Annotated in this window: 15 protein-coding genes; 9 read left to right on the top strand and 6 right to left on the bottom strand. The window is 51.5% G+C overall.

Annotation, left to right across the window (positions count from 1 at the left end; all coding sequences use genetic code 11):
* The first annotated feature begins 245 nt into the window (after positions 1-245).
* The gene (locus HY774_22970; protein ID MBI4751351.1) at positions 246-668 is read left to right on the top strand and encodes an arsenate reductase ArsC; all 423 of its coding nucleotides are present in this window, start codon (positions 246-248) and stop codon (positions 666-668) included.
* 6 nt (positions 669-674) lie between these two features.
* The gene (locus tag HY774_22975; protein ID MBI4751352.1) at positions 675-1,238 is read left to right on the top strand and encodes a hypothetical protein; all 564 of its coding nucleotides are present in this window, start codon (positions 675-677) and stop codon (positions 1,236-1,238) included.
* A 77-nt stretch (positions 1,239-1,315) separates the two neighbouring features.
* Here HY774_22975 and HY774_22980 read toward each other — a convergent pair whose 3' ends face one another.
* Positions 1,316-1,882: a hypothetical protein gene (locus HY774_22980; protein ID MBI4751353.1), complete on the bottom strand. Its 567-nt coding sequence runs from the start codon at positions 1,880-1,882 to the stop codon at positions 1,316-1,318.
* 231 nt (positions 1,883-2,113) lie between these two features.
* On the opposite strand from HY774_22980, the gene HY774_22985 reads away from it, so the two are divergent.
* Entirely contained in the window at positions 2,114-3,004 is an 891-nt protein-coding gene (locus HY774_22985; GenBank protein ID MBI4751354.1) for a helix-turn-helix transcriptional regulator, read from the top strand.
* Between the two features lie 449 nt (positions 3,005-3,453).
* The gene (locus HY774_22990) at positions 3,454-10,122 is read left to right on the top strand and encodes a VCBS repeat-containing protein (protein ID MBI4751355.1); all 6,669 of its coding nucleotides are present in this window, start codon (positions 3,454-3,456) and stop codon (positions 10,120-10,122) included.
* Between the two features lie 208 nt (positions 10,123-10,330).
* Here HY774_22990 and HY774_22995 read toward each other — a convergent pair whose 3' ends face one another.
* From HY774_22995 to HY774_23015, 5 genes are all read right to left on the bottom strand, one after another.
* A complete protein-coding gene (locus HY774_22995) occupies positions 10,331-10,837 on the bottom strand; it encodes a phosphomannose isomerase type II C-terminal cupin domain (protein ID MBI4751356.1) in 507 nt (168 codons plus the stop codon).
* A gap of 141 nt (positions 10,838-10,978) precedes the next feature.
* Positions 10,979-11,902, bottom strand: a complete 924-nt coding sequence (locus HY774_23000; GenBank protein ID MBI4751357.1) for a GNAT family N-acetyltransferase — start codon at positions 11,900-11,902, stop codon at positions 10,979-10,981.
* 187 nt (positions 11,903-12,089) lie between these two features.
* Complete coding sequence (locus HY774_23005; GenBank protein MBI4751358.1) at positions 12,090-12,476, bottom strand: hypothetical protein; 387 nt, start codon at positions 12,474-12,476, stop codon at positions 12,090-12,092.
* A gap of 400 nt (positions 12,477-12,876) precedes the next feature.
* A complete protein-coding gene (locus HY774_23010) occupies positions 12,877-13,581 on the bottom strand; it encodes an SDR family oxidoreductase (protein ID MBI4751359.1) in 705 nt (234 codons plus the stop codon).
* The gene (locus tag HY774_23015; protein MBI4751360.1) at positions 13,568-14,008 is read right to left on the bottom strand and encodes a MarR family transcriptional regulator; all 441 of its coding nucleotides are present in this window, start codon (positions 14,006-14,008) and stop codon (positions 13,568-13,570) included. Before HY774_23015 ends, HY774_23010 begins: the two co-directional genes overlap by 14 nt.
* A 283-nt stretch (positions 14,009-14,291) precedes the next feature.
* On the opposite strand from HY774_23015, the gene HY774_23020 reads away from it, so the two are divergent.
* The 5 genes from HY774_23020 (at position 14,292) to HY774_23040 (ending at position 18,298) form a co-directional block, all read left to right on the top strand.
* Complete coding sequence (locus tag HY774_23020; protein MBI4751361.1) at positions 14,292-14,894, top strand: methyltransferase domain-containing protein; 603 nt, start codon at positions 14,292-14,294, stop codon at positions 14,892-14,894.
* 79 nt (positions 14,895-14,973) lie between these two features.
* Complete coding sequence (locus HY774_23025; protein MBI4751362.1) at positions 14,974-15,897, top strand: NAD-dependent epimerase/dehydratase family protein; 924 nt, start codon at positions 14,974-14,976, stop codon at positions 15,895-15,897.
* A gap of 35 nt (positions 15,898-15,932) precedes the next feature.
* On the top strand, positions 15,933-16,991 hold the full coding sequence (gene rfbB, locus HY774_23030; GenBank protein ID MBI4751363.1) for a dTDP-glucose 4,6-dehydratase: 1,059 nt from the start codon (positions 15,933-15,935) through the stop codon (positions 16,989-16,991).
* 262 nt (positions 16,992-17,253) lie between these two features.
* Complete coding sequence (locus HY774_23035) at positions 17,254-17,550, top strand: hypothetical protein (protein ID MBI4751364.1); 297 nt, start codon at positions 17,254-17,256, stop codon at positions 17,548-17,550.
* Positions 17,525-18,298, top strand: a complete 774-nt coding sequence (locus HY774_23040; protein ID MBI4751365.1) for a hypothetical protein — start codon at positions 17,525-17,527, stop codon at positions 18,296-18,298. The genes HY774_23035 and HY774_23040 overlap by 26 nt, the downstream gene beginning before the upstream one ends.
* Positions 18,299-18,305 lie beyond the last annotated feature (7 nt).

The raw sequence follows: 18,305 nt of genomic DNA on the forward strand, positions 1-18,305 counted from the left end.
CGCCCCCATGGGCGCGGGCGAAGTGGGGAGAAACAATGGGTAGCCCTTGGATCCGGTGGTAGGCCCAAAGCAGCCAACCGACCGGCTATCCGACCGGCAACGCTTCGCGGTGCAAAACCAAAACCTGGGCGTAACAGGACGCCCCGCCCCCAGGAACTTATTTTTTAACGCTCCCTAAGGGTTTCGAAAACCCTGAACCCTGAACCCTGAACCCTGAACCCTGAACCCTGAACCCTGAACCCTATATGAATCAACCGCTTCGAACACTCATCCTTTGTACTGGAAATTCCGCCCGCAGCCAGATGGCTGAAGGGTTACTCCGCCACGATGGCGGCCCGGCGTTTGAAGTCCATTCGGCTGGAACCAAACCGAGCCTGGTCCGCCCAGAAGCCATTGCTGCGTTGCGTGAAATCGGCATTGACATCACCAGTCACTGGTCAAAATCGGTGAATGATTTCGCCGGGCAGGAATTTGACTATGTGATCACTGTGTGTGACAACGCCAAAGAAAATTGCCCTTATGTTCCAGCCAAAATCCGGCGCATCCACTTCAGCTTTGACGATCCGGCTGCCGTCACAGGAACTGACGAAGAACGACTGGCTGAATTTCGACGCGTGCGCGATGAAATCCGTACCTGGCTCACTGACTTTATTCAGGAGGTTCAATAAACACCTATGGAACACTTAGAGATTGCCGCCGCCATTTCACTGGCCCTTTTTTCAATCTTTGCCGCCGTTGACGGCATTTATTTGCACCTGTGGAAATATCGCCTTCATGCCCGACCAGAAACTGTTTTTGAGCATAAATTGCACACGTTACGGGCATTTTTGTTTATTCCAACCCTGTATTTGCTGTTTGCGAATAATTCAGCCGGAATCGCGCTCTGGGTGGGTTTACTGTTTGTATTGATTGGTTTTGTCGTCGAATTTTGGGACGTGTTTTCCGAAAACGAGAGCCGAAGAGAACTGGGTGGGTTGACCTCGTTTGAATATGCCCTTCACGTAGCAATTACCATTTTTCAGGTACTGGCCCTGGCGTTCCTTTTTGCTAGCAAGCCGCTGGCTGCCTGGAGCCTTGATGCTGGTGTCCTTTTGCCAACCAGCCTGACACCATTTCTGAAAATGACCGGTACCAATACACTGATTGGAACTCTGGTGATGGCCGGTCTGCATGTCTGGCTCCTGCGCCCACAATATCGCCAGGGAAACCGCCTGATTGTCGTTCGAACCTGCTGCTAAAAAGAATGAAGAAAGTGGTTAGTGGTTAGTGGTTAGTTCCTGGTTCTTGGAAGCTATTGATTTCTAATCACTAACCACTAAATGGCTTCTTCATTCTTCATTCTGCCCTTGATGACAACTCGATTGAGGTTACTCAGTTTTTCAATATGTGCCTGCCATTGCTCGTCCAACAGGACTGAAAATTTCCCAGGAAAGGCTTCACCGCTTTTTTTCGGCTTGTATTTGAGCCCTTTGGCGGCTGGCAGGTTTTTGAGTTCTTTCAATTGAAGCGTGTCACTTCGGTCACGAACCGCCGAGTCCAGTTCAAAGCGGACAAACAGGACTTCTGATCCGTCTTCGGCTTCAATTTCATCGTCAGCTTCATAATAAGGACAGTACGACGGGCTCAATCGGGCATATTCCGCATCCAGAAATCGCTTTTGCTCATCTTCTTCGGCTGCCACAATCGTTCCCCGCGCAAAAATTCCGCATTCGTCTTCCTCCATCCAGTTGTCCAGAAAGAAAACCTGGTCACCAACTTTCACCGCGCGGCACGAAATCACACTCCAGCGATCAGTGTAAAAATGTCCTTGTTCGAGATAGTTCGCCATATCCCAGTAGTCATAGAAAATATCAAGCTGATCAAACAATATTCTGGTTGTCATATGATTCAGGGTTTTGGAGTTTCAGGGTTTTGGGTTTCAGGCATTGTACCTTGAATTTTCATCCAAAGCCTGTAACTTGTTGCCCATAGATTCAATCCATTCAGTTATTCCAGCAAAACCCCCGACCCACTCACGAAGGTGGTACTGACAACTGACTCAAATCACCCAGGTGGTTTGACTACTCGCTACTCGCTTTTCTTTCGCTACTTCGCTACTTTGCTGTTTTCCTCTATGCGCCGATTGTTATTCAAGTCCAATCAGGTACCGGTTTTCAAAATTGACGAGCAGTTCGTTCAGCTTGAAAGCACCGCTTCGCCCTGGACTGGACTGTGTATTGAAATCCATCGTCTGCCGCCGCTTGAAGACGAACCAGACCTGGTGCCGCATCAACACACGTTGAGCATTCATCTCAGCCCGAAACCCTGCAATCTGGAATGGAAAATTGGCGGACAGTTTGAAAATCGGGTGATGCGACAGGGGGATGTGTGTCTGTTCCCCGCCCACGCGACACTCCCGGCAGGTCGGTGGGATCAATCGGTGGATATTCTGCGGGTGGCGATTGAGCCCAGTTTTTTTGATCGCATCGCCGCCCAGGAAGGACTGTCACCCACCAGCGAACTCCCGTTGCGGCGCGATATTGTGGACGTAAGAATTTTCAACCTGGCTCAAGTACTCAAGGTTGAACTTGAAGATGATTGCCCCAACGGGGCCTTGTTTGGTGATTCGATTGGCACCGCTCTGGTCATCCATTTACTCAAGAGTTATGCCACTCGACCACTGGTTATTCCAACGCATACCAACGGACTTGAACCAGCCCAACTTCGCCGGGTGACTGATTTCCTGAGAGCCAATCTGGATCAAAAAGTGACGCTCGAACAACTGGCGGAGCTGGTTGATGTCAGTCAGTTTCACTTTGCCCGGCTGTTTAAGCGCTCAACAGGACTTTCTCCGCACCAATATCTGATCAAGTTGCGGGTCGAACAGGCCAAGGAATTGCTGCTCAACCGAAATTTGACCATTGCCGACGTCGCCCAGGCAGTCGGCTTTACCGATCAAAGTCACCTGACCAACCACTTTAAGACCCTGTTGGGTATCTCCCCTGGAAAATATCGTTCCCGATAGCAAGAAATTCCTCAGATCCGCACGAAACTCCAAGACAGTTTTCTTCACTTACCGCTACCGTTTTTCACGGGTTCACTCCTCTTTCACTGAACCTAGAGATCCGTTTCGTCAGAATGGATTTTTGTTCCTAACCCAGAAACCTCACAGACCAGTTCCAGGTGTCAGTCATCCAGGCCGAGACTGGTCTGTTTTTTTTTCGTGCAGGAGTAGATTTTCCATCGCCTGTGTTGGGTGGCGGCGTGTTTTCCTGGGGCAGGAACCTCAAGTATTTCCAGGGGGTTGCCTTCGGCAAACACATTTATGGCATAGGTGACTCTGGTCTCGATTCAAAACTGGGCTTTTTCTGACATACCGTTTCTGGTATACCAGTTGAAACAAAATCCTCCAGACCAAAAAATCACCTTCCTGTATCGAGGTTTCGGGAAAATTCCAACAGGAGCCAAAGGTATATGCCTTCGTCACGCCATATACCGTGCACTCCGCTGGCCCGGCTTTGTCTGGCTGGAGTAATCGGTAGCCTTTTTGTGTCAGTTTCGTTCACTTCCTCTTCCACTCACCATTCCACTTTCCCAACCAAATCCAATTCGCTCACCAACAACTTTCACGTTGTCAGCTTCAAGGCTACACAGCGGGGGAATCCACATTTTCAATTTGAGAATGGGATTGAGTTTATTGCCCCTGATGAATCATCGGCAAAATCAGCAACCACTGACCTGTCTCCGGTCTCACTGGCAACGGCTGACTTTGACAGCGATGGAATGCCGGATGTCATGGCCGGGTATCAAACCGCAACGGGCGGCATGCTGGTGTTCTATCAAGGTTTGGCCGAAGCCGCTTTCCCAGGTCACCGATCACAAAAATCGGAGCCGATACTGGCATCACCACTGCGGGAAACCAGCCTGTGGATTTCAGTTCCGACGCGTCCTGATTTCCTCGGCGCCGGTGATTTTAACGGTGATGGAAAAGCTGATATTGCGCTGGCTCGTCGGGGTGATACCCGATTGTTTTGGATGGCGGGAACTGGAAAGGGCCAGTTTGCGGAAGCTTCGGTGCGGGGACTTCCGGGCCCACTCACAACCTTGACCACAGGTGATATCAACCGGGCCGATGGCCTGTCAGATTTAGTCATCGGCATTGCCACCGAATCCGGCGGTCAATTGTTGTGCTTTGAAGGTCCAGAAGGGGCGCTCCGTGCCGCGCCGGAAGGGATTGAACTCTCAGCGCCGCCGAGATCCATCTCAATTGGTGAAATTAGTGGAGGTCCGGAAACCGACATTGTGGTTGCTGCGGGCAATGAACTGGTCCTCATTCAAGGCCGCAACCGGAAACTCTCGATCAGCGATGATGATGTCGCCCCAATCCACATTGATCGGCGGTCATTTCCATTTGGATTGAAGTCAGTGGTCATCGGCAATTTTTCAGGGAGTGAACACCCCGAACTGGCATTGTTAGCCGATGAAGGGCAGGTTCACCTGTTAAGACACCCGGCCAGAGATCAGCTTTCAGATTGGGAACTGGTTCAACTTGGAAAACCGGTCACCACGGCGGAAACGCTGGTTCGCACCCGGTCTTCCAGCCTGGGCCATGATGATTTGATTACAGTTGGTCAACCATCCAGTTTGCAGGTCCTGACCTGTTTTTCCGATGACTCGTCAAAAAACCAAAGAACTCCTTCAGCTCTCAAGGCCGTGCAGGTTGACGTACCTTCAACAGTGGGCCAGCCAGTCCTGGTACTTCCCATGCAGCTCAACGGAGACGGGCTCAATGATCTGGTGGTTTTCCATCAAAACCGCAAGCGGCCATCCATCATTCAAACCCAGCCGATGGCGACGTTTACAGTCATCAGTACCTCAGACACCGGCGCTGGAAGCGGAACTTCGGGGGATTTGCGCTATTGCATCACCCAGGCCAATGCTTCGCCCGGTGCCGATACGATCAATTTCAACATTCCTGGGGCCGGAGTTCAGACCATTACTTTAACCGGGCCACTTCCGGTGATTACCCAACCCGTCACCATTGACGGATACACGCAATCAGGGACATCACCAAACACGCTTGTGGCTGGGAACGATGCCACGTTGCTGGTCGAAATTGACGGAACAGGGGTTGGAGTCAATCAGCGGGCACTTGAATTGGGAACTGGTTCGTCAAGTAGTCGCATCCGAGGACTGGTGATGAATCGAACCGCAGCCCTTTCAGCCACGGCGCTAGGGATTCGGTCCGACACCAACACGATTGACGGGAATTTTTTCGGAGTGAATCCGACTGGAACGACGGATCAGGCCAACCATTTCAGCCTCCAGATCTTTAGCGGCTCGGGAACGCTGATTGGTGGAACAACACCCCAAGCTCGCAACCTTCTCAGTGGAGCAACCAATGCCAATGTCTTTGTTAACAACAGTTCCAATCTTGCGATTCAAGGAAACTACATTGGTCCAAATGCGGCGGGAACGGCTGACCTGACACCAGCGGCCTTCAGTAACGGTGTGTTTTGTTTCAACTCCAGCTTGCTTGTCTTTGGCGGCACCAGTCCGGGTGCTGGGAACCTGGCGAGTGGGTCCCGAATTTCCCTGTACCTGGCCAATGCGGTTCCCAATGCGACAATTCAGGGAAATATTTTTGGACTCAATGCAGCGGGAACGGCGGTCATTCCCACGTTTGCGGGAATCCAGGTCGAAAACAGCGCGGATGCCCTGGTGGGAGGAACAACCTCAGCCGCACGCAACATTCTCAGTGGAAGCGATATTGGCGTGGGCATCGTGGATGCCACGACCAATGCCATAATCCAGGGCAACTACATCGGCACCAACCCGGCGGGGGATATGGCCCTTGGAAACGTCACCGGAATTGGAACCAGCCGATCAACCAGCGGTCATGTGATTGGAGGTACAGCGACTGGGGCCCGAAATGTCATTAGTGGAAATACCATCCATGGCATCTATCTCGACGAGTCAACCAATATCACCATTCAAAATAATTTGATCGGTGTGGCCGCCAATGGCACCAGCCCATTGGGGAACGAAGTCGGCATTGATATCGGCTCCGCCTTTGGGTTTGGGCCAGTTTCAAACACCCTGCTGGGAGGCACCAACCCCAATGAAGGCAACGTAATCGCCTTTAGTAACCGACAGGGCGTTTTCGTGGCTAACACCGGCACTGGCAACCGGATCCTCGGCAACCGGATTACCGGCAATGGACGCCTGGGAATTGATCTGGCCAATGAAGATCTCACCCTCAATGACGCGCTTGATCCAGATACCGGTGCCAACAATGTTCAAAATTACCCAACCATCAGCCCGGTTTCAGCCAGTTCGGTCAATGCCACACTCGACAGTTCGACCAGCAACACGGCCTATCCAGTTCGGCTGGAATTTTTTGCCAACGAAGCCTGCGATCAATTTGGTGCAGGCGAAGGCGATGAATTCCTGGGCTCAACGTCGCTGGCGGCGCCGGGAACCGTGCTCTTTACCTTCACGCCAGTGGCCGGTAAAGACATCATTACGGCCACGGCCACGGATGCCAATGGCAACACCTCTGAATTTTCCATCTGTAACCGGGCGCTCAATATTACCGCCGCGCCGGCGACGGTCACCGAAGGCAGTCCAGCTTCAAATATGGTGATTGCCAATGTCACCGACCCAAACCAGGCCGTGTTTACACTCAATGTCACCATTAACGGCGGCGCGTCGGCAACCAGCAATGGCGTGATGATTTCAAACCTCGTGATTGATGAAGCCGGAGCTGTCCACGCCGATGTGGTGGCAGATTGCGATGCGACCGACACGACCTTTACGCTTTCAGTAACCAACAATGTCAGCCAGATTGACACTGATACTCTGGCGGTGACGGTGACCCCCAATCCGCCACCGACATTGTCCTATGCCAGCCCCCAGTCAGTCTTGTTGGGAGGCCCTGAAACAATTTTTCCAAGCACCGGACCGCTCGACAACGGAACAATTTCCTCAATTGACCTTCTGAGCATTGTACCCAATACATTTACCGGCACGATTCTGGTGGATGACGGAACGGGTGTTGTTTCAGTCACCAATGCCGGGCCGTTGGGGAGTTATGTGGTGACGATTCGCGCCACTGACAACTGTGGAGACACAACCGACACCAGTTTCACACTGGATGTCGTGTGTATGGTGATGGTGACGGCCAGCAACACCGGTCCGTACTGCGAAGGCGGCACAATCCAACTGAACTGCACACCAAACGGTGGAACCGCGCCATATTCATTTGTGTGGAGCGGTCCAGGAGGATTTTCGTCAACCGACCAAAATCCAACTCGCCCAGCCACAGTAGCCAACGCGGGGCTGTATTCGGTTACGGTTACTGATTCCAACAATTGCAGTTCCACCGCTGCAACCACCACCGTGGTGGTCAATCCATTGCCGACCGTTTCGGCCAGCAACACGGGACCCTACTGCGAAGGCGGCACCATCCAACTCAATGCTACGCCAGGGGTTGGAACAGCACCGTTCACTTTTAGCTGGACCGGGCCCGGAGGGTTTACTTCTTCGGTTCAAAATCCAACCCGTCCAGCCACGACGGCCAATGCCGGGTTGTATTCGGTGACCATCACCGATGCCAACAATTGCACGTCATCCGCCGCCGCAACCACCACGGTCGTGGTCAACCCATTGCCAACGGTTTCAGCCGGCAATACTGGTCCTTACTGCGACGGCACCACGATTCAACTCAACTCGACTCCATCCGGAAACGGACCGGTTACCTTTAGCTGGACTGGTCCAAATGGCTTTACCTCTTCGGATCAAAATCCAACTCGTCCGGCCACGGCGGCCAATGCCGGTCTGTATTCGGTTACGGTCACTGACTCGAATAATTGCGTTTCTTCTCCGGCTGCCACCACCACCGTGGTGGTCAATCCGTTGCCAACCGTTTCGGCCAGCAACACGGGGCCCTATTGTGAAGGCGTCGGCACCATCCAGCTCAACGCCACTCCATCCGGAAATGGACCATTCACCTTTAGCTGGACGGGGCCGAACAGTTTTATTTCTTCGGACCAAAATCCAACGCTGGCAGCCACAGCCGCCAATGCCGGTCTGTATTCGGTGACCGTCACGGATGCCAACACTTGCGCTTCGTCCACCGCCGCAACCACCACGGTTGTCGTCAATCCACTGCCGACCGTTTCGGCCAGCAACACCGGCCCGTACTGTGACGGCACAACCATTCAACTCAACTCGACTCCATCGGGAAATGGACCGTTTACTTTTAGCTGGACTGGACCCAATGGTTTTACCGCTTCGGATCAAAATCCAACCCGACCGGCGACAGCGGCCAATGCTGGTTTGTATTCAGTCATGGTCACTGATTCGAATAGTTGTGTTTCATCCACTGCCGCAACCACCACGGTGGTGGTCAATCCACTACCGACCGTTTCGGCCAGCAACACCGGGCCGTATTGTGAAGGCGTCGGGGTCATTCAGCTTCAGGCTACTCCGACCGGAAATGGACCGTTCACCTTTAGCTGGACCGGACCAAACAGTTTCGTGTCAAGCCTTCAAAATCCAACGCTGGCAGCGACCATGGCGAATGCCGGAATGTATTCTGTCACGGTAACTGATTCCAACAATTGCAGTTCATCTGTTCCAGCAACCACCCTGGTTGTGGTCAATCCATTGCCGACCGTTTCGGCCAGCAACACCGGGCCGTTTTGCGAAGGCACGACGATTCAACTCAACTCAACGCCATCTGGAAACGGCCCATTTAGCTTTAGCTGGACCGGGCCAAATGGATTTACTTCAACACTCCAGAATCCAACGCTGGCGGCTTTGCTGACCAATGCCGGAGTCTATAACGTCACTGTAACCGATAGTAATACTTGTGTTTCAGTGACGGCTTCGACCACGGTAACCGTCAACCCAGCCACTACCATTACTTTGGATCCGGTTTCCGACACGGTGAATTCCGGAGAAACGGCAACATTTACAGTGACAGCGACTGGAACCGGCACCATTACGTTCCAGTGGTTTTATGACAGCGATTGTGATGGTCCAAATTCAGCGATTGCGCTCAATAACGGAGACCGTGATGGCCGGGTCACCATTACCTCTGATGCTGGCAGTACCACGCTCACACTGACCAACGTCATGTTCAGCGAACAAGGCTGTTACTTTGTCCAGGCGGTATCTGACTGCGGCACCGATACCAGTGCCAGCGCGACGTTACAGGTTCTGGCCACTGAATTGAGCCTGCTGTATGTCGCAGACACCAGCAACAACCGGGTGCAAAAATTTGACGCCACAACCTGGTCAATTATTGGAGCTGGAACCACCGGAACTGGCCCCGGTCAATTCCGACTACCAGAAGCCGTTACCGCAGACATCACCGGACAAAGGATTTATGTCGCGGATACCGGAAACAATCGAATCCATTATTCAACGGATGGAGGCATAACCTGGGCCAATCTGGCCATCGCCGGCTCAGGGTTGAGTCAGGTTCGAGCCCCGCAAGGACTCACGCTCGATGTCCTGGGAAATCTCTATGTGGCGGATACTGGAAACAATCGGGTTCTCAGGTTTAACGGAGGTGTTCCAGGCCCAGCCGTCGTGGTCGCCCCCAGCGGCACGACAATTGGCAAAGTCACCGGTCCGCGTGGACTGGCGATTGATACCAGTTTCAATCTGTTTATCGCTGACACGATGAACAACCGCATTCAGAAACTGGCCAATGCCAGCGGGTCCCCAACCGCCAGTATCGTGGCAACAGTCGGTTCGGGCCTGTCTCCTGGACATGTTCGGGTTCCGGAAGGCGTTGCGGTTGATAACCTTGGGAATCTTTTTGTCGCTGATACCGGAAACAATCGGGTGTTGTTTTTTGCTGGTGGAGCCCCCGGGCCGGCAACGCTGCTCTGTGATACAGGCAGCCCCCTGGGACAGGTGCGGTTGCCGGAGGGCCTCACGATCAGTCAGGGAATTTTGCTCGGTGGTGCAGCAGGAACTTCGGCTCTAATTATCGGGGATAGCGCCAATAATCGGATTCAAGGGAGTTTGAATCCGACAACTCCAATCTCATTTGGTTTGGTGGGTGCACCGCTCGGTGGAGTTGGAAGCGGTGTTGGTCAATTCCGGAGTCCGAGCAAGATCAGGTGAGGACAGCGGGCTGAAGACTGAGGGTTTGGGGCTGAAGAAGACAAAATGTTCGACCTCGAACAATTTGTGCAATTTATTGAAAACAAATTGCTTAACCCAGCAAAGTAATTTGTTTCAATCTGCGATTTTTCCTTCAACACCCAGGTTCTCAGGGTTCAGCCCGATGTCTTCAGCCCTTAGCCCTGGTTTTCTCAGCCCTGGTTTCTACTCAGGAAATCCCGGCGAAGTCTTCGATGTGATCTATAAAAATGGGGGAAATTCGCCCAAAATCATCCTGAAGGCGTTCGATATCGTCTTCACCAAGGTAGTCGCCGCGTTGAACTTCAATAAATATCAGCACTTCCAGGCCGGGATTTTCAATGCGGTGTGCCGCCTGAACCGGAATATCAATTACCTGGCCTGGTTCGAGCAGCACTTCGTCACCGTTGAGCGTGACTTTTCCAACGCCTTGCACGACGAACCAGTGTTCCGTGCGGTGGGTGTGTTTCTGATAACTCAGTCGTTTTCCAGGTAAGACTTCGATGCGCTTGACTTTATAGCCGTCGGCTTCGTCCAAAACCGTGTAGCTTCCCCAGGGCCGACATTCAAACTTCGGGGAAGAAATATCGGATTTCTCAAGTATCACAGATTGTTCCTCTAACTCAGTGGTGCTTTTCGTGTTGGGCCGGAGTGTGACGCGGTGGCCCGTTTGGATGTTGCTTCCAAAGCGCTGCATTATCAGGTCTTACACCAAGAAGGTCAAGTGTTGGGGTCATAAGCGCCAGGATAAGGGAACAGAGTCTGATCTGAACAAGGGACAAGGTGACAGGGTGACAGGGTGAATTTCTCACCTTTCAAACACCCTGAACCCTAAACCCTAATAGTTCGGCACGCGATACACCATCACCGTGGCCGATTTGGGGCAGGCAATTTGAAATTCGACCGATGCCAGCACGGACTTTGGCGCCTGGCTACGCGGAATTTTCTGGAAACCAAAGCGGCGAAAGAAAGTCTCAGCCGTGGTTGTCAGCAACACAATCTTTTTCAACCGCTGCTGCCCAGCCTGACCAAGCAATCTGGAAACAAGCTGTTTTCCAACTCCACTTCCGCGCTCTGATTCTGCAACGGCTACTGAGCGCAACAAGGCGTCTTTTCCATAACGCTCCATCCCGGCACACCCAACCAGCTTTCCATTTCGATACACACTGGTTAATTCAAGATTTGGTGATTCAATCCCAGCCACGGGAAGATGCGAATCAAGTAACAGGCTTCGGATTGACTCAAGCTGATCTGGGCCAACTGCCTGGAAGGTTAAATTTTCATCAGGCAGTGATGTGGAAACACCACAAGCAACCGAACCGGAAAGTTCGATTCGCAACGCATCTCGAATCAGGCGAAGTGCTTCAAAAACCTGAGGTTGTTGTTCAGAGCCGATCCGGTTTAAAACGCGTTCCGCCTGGGTATCAAGTACCGTGTTGAGATTCTCAAACCGCTTGTGTCCGGCTTCAGTCAGCGAGAGCAAAACCGCGCGGCGGTCTTCATCACTCTGAACCTTGGCAATCAGACCTTCCTGCGCCAGCGATTCAACCGCCCGACTCGTCCAGCTTTTATCCAACCCGACCCGGCGGGTAAGGTCCGCCAGTGTCAAGATTCCATTTCGCCCAAGTTCGCTGATGATAAAACACTGGGTTGACGTCGTTTGGTCACAACCGGCCACTGCCAGTCGTTGTAATTGAAGGTGCAATCGGGCGGTTTCGCGCAAGAGAGCCCCTATGCGTTCGATGTCTTTTGGTGAATCCATATTGGGGTTCCGGGGTTCCGGTTCTTTGAAGGATGTAAGGGATGAAACCATTCCCTGTTTGCTTGTCACGTTAGCATTTCAAAATATCATTGTGAATAGCAACAAAATAGCGAAATAGCAAGTAGTGCCCTGTCAAAACAGCCTTTCACTATTTCACTATTTCGCTATTTCGCTCCTGGTTTGCGGCTCAGACAGCAACGTGGTGGCTTTCACGTACAATGATGTCTGCCACGGCTGTGCGCAACCGCTCCAAAATCCCTTCGTTGGTGGTGCCACGGATATCAACCGGGTAAAAATGAGCCTCATTAAATCCGGTGTTGCGAATGATCCGCTTAAACAACTTTGATTGCACTTCTGGAGCACAGGCACCTGACAGAATATAGGTATCCGGGCCTGCCGATTGAAAAATGTCCATCAAGGCCGCGTTCCCTCCTTGACCACACAATTGTGGGTTGACCAGGCTGTACTTCACATCCAAATCTGACTCGATTTGGAATGGAAGTGTGTTCATGTCAGCATCTTTAAAGGATGTACACATCCCCTTACAATTACAAAGCACAACTTTGATTTCCATAATGCCTCCATTGGACCAGACGAGAAATGTCTGAATCCTCGATTTTGAAAAGGCAATTCACGTACCTGGAAATCAAAATGGCCGCTAGATTTCAACCATGGCTGGAATATCTGATTTCCCAGTGATTTGGCGACCATCAGAGTTTCATTGACTGTTAGCCAAAATATGTCTGTACCGTAGAGTCAAGAGATTTCACCCGAGACATGGTCAACACCTGGACCAACTGAGGATTTTTCCCCAGGTTGTTGATGAGAGCCTGTCCAAAAATCATTCAGTGCCAGTGAAAGAGCAACCGGATCGTAGGCTGAACACTGGACTTTCAGTGATGTACAGTATGATTTGCCGAGACCTTGACAGAGAAAAGAAGCTGGGTTGACCACTCGCCACTCGCTACTCGCTTTTAGTAGCTCCGGGTAAGTCCGCCATCCACGGTGACACTTTGCCCCGTGATGTAGCCAGCTTCCTCTGATAATAAAAAGGCCACCGTCCGAGCAATTTCCTGAAGCTGTGCCGGGCGGTTCATTGGGATGGCCTGTCGTGTTTCGTCTGAAATTTCATAATTTTCGACATATCCAGGCAAGATGCAGTTCATGCGGATATTGACGCGAGCATAGCGGTCGGCATAGAGCTTGGTAAAACTCGATAGCGCCGCACGCAAAACCGACGATACCGGCATTGGCAAAGACGGCATGCGCATGGTGAATGAGGAAATATTGACGATTCCGCCGCCACCCTGCAGTTCCATCACCGGGGTGACCAGTCGTGACATCCGCACCACATTTAAGAGCAACAAATCCAGCCCCTTGTGCCAGTCTTCGTCCTGAATATCGAGTAACTCGCCTTTGGCTGGATGGCCGGTGTTGTTCACCACGGCATCAATCCGGCCATATTTTTCGAGTGTGGCGGTGACCAGTCGTCGGATGTCGGTTTCTTCGGTTACCGAACCAGTAATGCCAAATCCGCCAAGTTCTTCCGCCAGGTCTTCGGCTTCGGTCGAACGCGACATCAGTGCCAGTTTATAGCCGCGATTGGCAAGTTCACGCGCACAGGCGGCGCCCATTCCACGACTGGCTGCCGTGATAATGGCAACTTTAGGTTCCTTCATCGTGAGAGTTCCTTTGTGATTTGAATGAGTTTTGAAAATGTTGCCGGATGCGTTGTAAGACCTGGATGGCGGTCTCAACCTCAGTTACGTCCACGCCGGCAATCAGAGGAATCAGTTCATTTGAAATCCTGGTTGAAAGCTCTTCAAAGACCGTTTCACCTTTGGCCGTCAGTTGCACCAGTTTGGAGCGCTGATGGTCAGGGTTTTCGATCAACTCAATCACGCCATCTTTGATCAGTTCGTTGGCCAGAACCTGCATCCGCTGACGGGTGACCGAACGCAGGCGAGCCAGTTGCGGCACGGTGCGTGGGCCATGGAGCTTGAGCAGGCGGAGCATCCCCCAGTATCCACCACCTGATTGAGTCACCACACCGATCTGTTTTCCAGCCGCCCGGAGGGTAAAAAACATTTCCAGCGTCTCAATCAAGAGGGTTTCAAGCGCCTGGGCCAGGGCTGGCGAGGGTAATGGCAGATCTGGTTTGGGGTTCATCTGTAAGGTTCCATTCTCAAAAACCGCTATTTGTCCGGGTTTCACTGGTTTTGTCAAGCTTTGGAGACAGAAGACTCAGTTGGCCTCCACCCTGGTTTCTCCCGGCAACCAGGGTAAATTTTCCAATTTTATTTGACTTCATCTCATAATAACAATCAAATTGTCATTATGACAATCAAATTGTCATAATAGTAAATCACCAAAACCTGGAGAAAAAAAGATGAAGTACCTGTATTCTCAGTTTGGAAATCCACGTGGTCTGATAGGACGATTGATTGGCTGGCTGATGGCTGTCAAAAACAATGATCGAATTGACTGGACATTATCACGACTCGGGGTTCATCCGGGAGAACGGCTGATTGAAATCGGATATGGTCCCGGAGTTGCCATTGAAAAACTTATCCAAAGCACACCACAGATTCAAATTGCAGGCATTGATCATTCTGAAACCATGTTTGTGCAGGCTCATCGGCGCAATCTCAAAGCGATTCAAACGGGTCAGGTCACATTGCAGGTTGGAACTGTGGCACCGCTTCCATTTGCTGATTGTTCTTTTCACAAAGCGCTCACCATCAATTCCAGTTTTTTTTGGCCCGACCCGGTCGAAGGGTTTCGCGAACTGCTCCGAGTGTTGAAACCAGAAGGAAAAATCGCGGTGACCGTTCAGCCTTTTTTTGCCAAAACCGATGATCAGTTTCAGAAAACGGGAACGACCCTGGTCACTCAGTTGCAGGAAGCCGGGTTCCAGCTCATTTCACTTGAACGAAAACGCATGACGCCGGTTGATTGCTGGTGTGCAACCGGGCTGAAAAAACCGAATTAAACCATCTATTTTTTGACAGGTGTCTGAATTTTCGATACTTGTCTGTATATTGAGACAGCACACTTTTGATTGAGGTCCTATGAAACTCTTTGTCACCGGCGGCGCCGGGTTTATTGGCTCACACGTAGCCGACGCATTTCTGAACCTTGGTCATGAAGTCGTCATTTTCGACAACCTTTCGACTGGACGACGTGAAAATATCAATCCCCAGGCCAGATTTATCGAAGGCGACCTGTGCGACGATTCGTTGCTTGACATTCTGAGGGCTGAATCTCCTGATGTTATTAGCCACCATGCCGCCCAGATTGACGTTCGCAAATCAGTCAGCGACCCGCGATTTGATGCTCAGGTCAATATTTTGGGTTCAATTAACTTGCTTGAAGCTGCCCGTCAGGCTGGTGTCAAACACGTGATGTTTGCCTCGACCGGCGGCGCGATTTACGGAGAGCAAGATTACTTTCCCGCCGATGAAAACCATCCGTTGCGCCCCTGTTCACCCTATGGCATCGCCAAACTGTCGGTTGAGAAATACCTGGATTACTACCGGCTGATCTACGGTCTGAAGACGACTATCCTGCGCTATGCCAACATTTACGGTCCACGCCAGAACCCGCATGGTGAAGCCGGAGTGGTCGCAATTTTCTGCGAACGGATGCTTTCCGGCAAACCGCTGGTGATCAATGGCGAAGGGTTGCAAACTCGTGATTATGTGTTTGTCGGTGATGTTGTCAAAGCCAACCTGTTTACCCTCAACGATGACCACAGCGATATTTACAACGTTGGCACGGGTGTTGAAACCACAGTGGTTGATATCTTTCGCCACCTCCGCGAAGCATCGGGCCTGGATGCCCCTGAACATTACGGTCCGGCCAAAGCCGGTGAACAATTCCGGAGCGTGCTCACCTCGCGCAAACTCTTTGAACGCTTTGGCTGGAAACCCCAAATGCCAGTGGCCGAAGGGTTAAAACTCACGCTCGAAAGCTTTCGCAAACTGGTACAGTAATCACTCCGATTTTAATGGAATTTGGAAAAGATCTTATGCAAAACCTGCTTGTGACTGGTGGATGCGGCTTCATCGGAAGCAATTTTATTCGATATCTGCTTGAAGAATCAGAGTTTACCGGGCGTGTGATCAATCTTGACGTACTCACTTACGCCGGAAATCCGGAAAACCTGGCCGGTCTGGCAATGCGGTTTCCAGAGCGCTACCTGTTTGTTCAGGCTGATATTTGTGATGCCGCTAAAGTGGCCGAAGTTTTTGACAGTCACCAGATTGATGCGGTCTGTCACTTTGCCGCCGAATCACACGTTGACCGCTCGATTGTCAATCCGGGGGCGTTCATCCAGACCAATGTCGTCGGCACCTACACCTTGCTTGAAGCCGCCCGTCAGCGCACAGACCGGATTTCACTTTTTCATCACGTCAGCACTGACGAAGTCTATGGCAGTCTCGGCGACGAAGGCTTTTTCACGGAAGATACCCCCTATCGTCCGACCAGCCCTTATTCAGCTTCCAAAGCCAGTTCGGACCATCTGGTTCGGGCCTATTGTAAAACCTACGGGTTGCCAGTGACGATTTCGAACTGTTCCAACAATTACGGCCCCTATCATTTCCCGGAAAAACTGATTCCGCTGATGATTCTCAACGCGCTCGAAGGCAAGCCGTTGCCAGTGTATGGCGATGGTCGCAATGTGCGCGATTGGCTCTATGTCCGCGACCATTGCACGGCAATCTGGACGGTGATGAATCGAGGACGATGCGGACAGACCTACAACATCGGCGGCCACAATGAAATCCGAAACTTGGCCGTGGTCGAGACCATCTGCACATTGCTAGATGAAATGGTTGAGCCGTTGCCCATCGGACCACGCTCCAATTTAATTACCTTTGTCAAAGACCGACCCGGTCACGACTGGCGCTACGCGATTGATTCAACCAAAATTCAACAGGAATTAAATTGGACGCCCGCTGAGTCGTTCGAAACCGGCATCCACAAAACCATCAGGTGGTATTTGGAAAACCGCACCTGGGTTGACCGCGTCCGCAGTGGTGAATACCAAACCTGGATGGCGACCCAGTATGGAGTGACAAAATGACACAGTGACAGTGGTTTATGCTTGATTCTCAATTCTTCATTCTTGACTACGCTTTGGTATATTTTTGACAGGGTGTGAATCTTTTGACGCATCCAACACTGGACAACGCAGGAAATTAGACTGAAACTTCTGAATGATGAAACCGTAATTTGTGCGTTCGCAAGCACTTGCTGTGAGTCCCGGAAAAATATTGCACGCTTTGGCAAGCAATTTGCACAACCCAAAGCCGCAACATTCATCACAGCATCAGGAGGAACGGCAAATGACATTTCGAATTTCACAAACCATTGACCGCACCGCTCAAAACGCAGACGTTTTAGTCGAAGGCATTCTGACCCAGGCTGAAGCGAAGCTGCTCGAAAACATTTGCACCGACCTGATGGACCGCGTGCAAAGCAACATCACAATCAACGTTTCCGGGGTTACACTGCAGGACGAAGGTGCCAAAGAACTCCTGCGGCAGATCAAAGCCAAATGCAGTTCATTGACACGATGTTCGTTTTTTCCCAGAAATTTGATTGAGGATTTTCACAATGGCGAATTCCAGCCCTGCTATTAAATTATTCCTTTTTGTACTCGGTGTGGCGTTGCTGACCACCGCAACCCCACACCCTGTCCTGGCACAAAAAAAACCGGCTCAAAAAGCGGAATCCCGCGCCACCCTGGCCGAAAAAGCTAAACAAAGCCACCAGGACCTTATTGAAGCGACCGAAAGTTATAAAACCAGTCTTGAAAAATTGATTGCCCTGTATGAGACCGATGCTCAAAACCAGGTGGAACGCCTTGGAAAACTCCAAACCCTTTTTGAGCAGGGTCTCATCGCCCGCCGCGAACTTGACGCCCAGCAACAAGCCATTGACTCTATCCAGGCCAAAATCAGTACTGCCCAAAACCAGATCACTCAGGCAGATTCAATGATTGTCGAAGTCCTCGCCCTTGATGAACAACTCAACCGGATGGCGCAAACCACCGCTCGATTTTCGAAATACACCACCGTTTCCATCAAATACAGCGGTACTCGCGGCTGGTCCATTTCAGAAGCCAGTTTCCTCCAGCAATTTTACCTCAACCGGTTTGGCCGCCAGCTCCCGATTACCGCCTTTGGTCAGTCAGCCACTCACGACAAGTTAGGCTATGACCACCATAATGCAATGGACGTCGGCGTTCATCCAGATAGCGCTGAAGGTCAGGCGCTGATGGAACACCTTCGCGCCAGCGGCATCCCGTTTCAGGCATTTCGTCAGGCGGTTCCAGGATCCTCAACCGGTGCTCACATCCACATCGGATTCCCTTCCCGAAAATTCTGATTGGTAA

This window comes from Acidobacteriota bacterium, assembly GCA_016208495.1.
Taxonomy (GTDB): Bacteria; Acidobacteriota; Blastocatellia; order Chloracidobacteriales; family Chloracidobacteriaceae; genus JACQXX01.

Coding starts and splice junctions, on each gene's coding strand:
- HY774_22970 (MBI4751351.1), top strand. CDS start 246: ATGAATCAACCGCTTCGAACACTCATCCTTTGTACTGGAAATTCCGCC.
- HY774_22975 (MBI4751352.1), top strand. CDS start 675: ATGGAACACTTAGAGATTGCCGCCGCCATTTCACTGGCCCTTTTTTCA.
- HY774_22980 (MBI4751353.1), bottom strand. CDS start 1,882: ATGACAACCAGAATATTGTTTGATCAGCTTGATATTTTCTATGACTAC.
- HY774_22985 (MBI4751354.1), top strand. CDS start 2,114: ATGCGCCGATTGTTATTCAAGTCCAATCAGGTACCGGTTTTCAAAATT.
- HY774_22990 (MBI4751355.1), top strand. CDS start 3,454: ATGCCTTCGTCACGCCATATACCGTGCACTCCGCTGGCCCGGCTTTGT.
- HY774_22995 (MBI4751356.1), bottom strand. CDS start 10,837: ATGCAGCGCTTTGGAAGCAACATCCAAACGGGCCACCGCGTCACACTC.
- HY774_23000 (MBI4751357.1), bottom strand. CDS start 11,902: ATGGATTCACCAAAAGACATCGAACGCATAGGGGCTCTCTTGCGCGAA.
- HY774_23005 (MBI4751358.1), bottom strand. CDS start 12,476: ATGGAAATCAAAGTTGTGCTTTGTAATTGTAAGGGGATGTGTACATCC.
- HY774_23010 (MBI4751359.1), bottom strand. CDS start 13,581: ATGAAGGAACCTAAAGTTGCCATTATCACGGCAGCCAGTCGTGGAATG.
- HY774_23020 (MBI4751361.1), top strand. CDS start 14,292: ATGAAGTACCTGTATTCTCAGTTTGGAAATCCACGTGGTCTGATAGGA.
- HY774_23025 (MBI4751362.1), top strand. CDS start 14,974: ATGAAACTCTTTGTCACCGGCGGCGCCGGGTTTATTGGCTCACACGTA.
- rfbB (MBI4751363.1), top strand. CDS start 15,933: ATGCAAAACCTGCTTGTGACTGGTGGATGCGGCTTCATCGGAAGCAAT.
- HY774_23035 (MBI4751364.1), top strand. CDS start 17,254: ATGACATTTCGAATTTCACAAACCATTGACCGCACCGCTCAAAACGCA.
- HY774_23040 (MBI4751365.1), top strand. CDS start 17,525: ATGGCGAATTCCAGCCCTGCTATTAAATTATTCCTTTTTGTACTCGGT.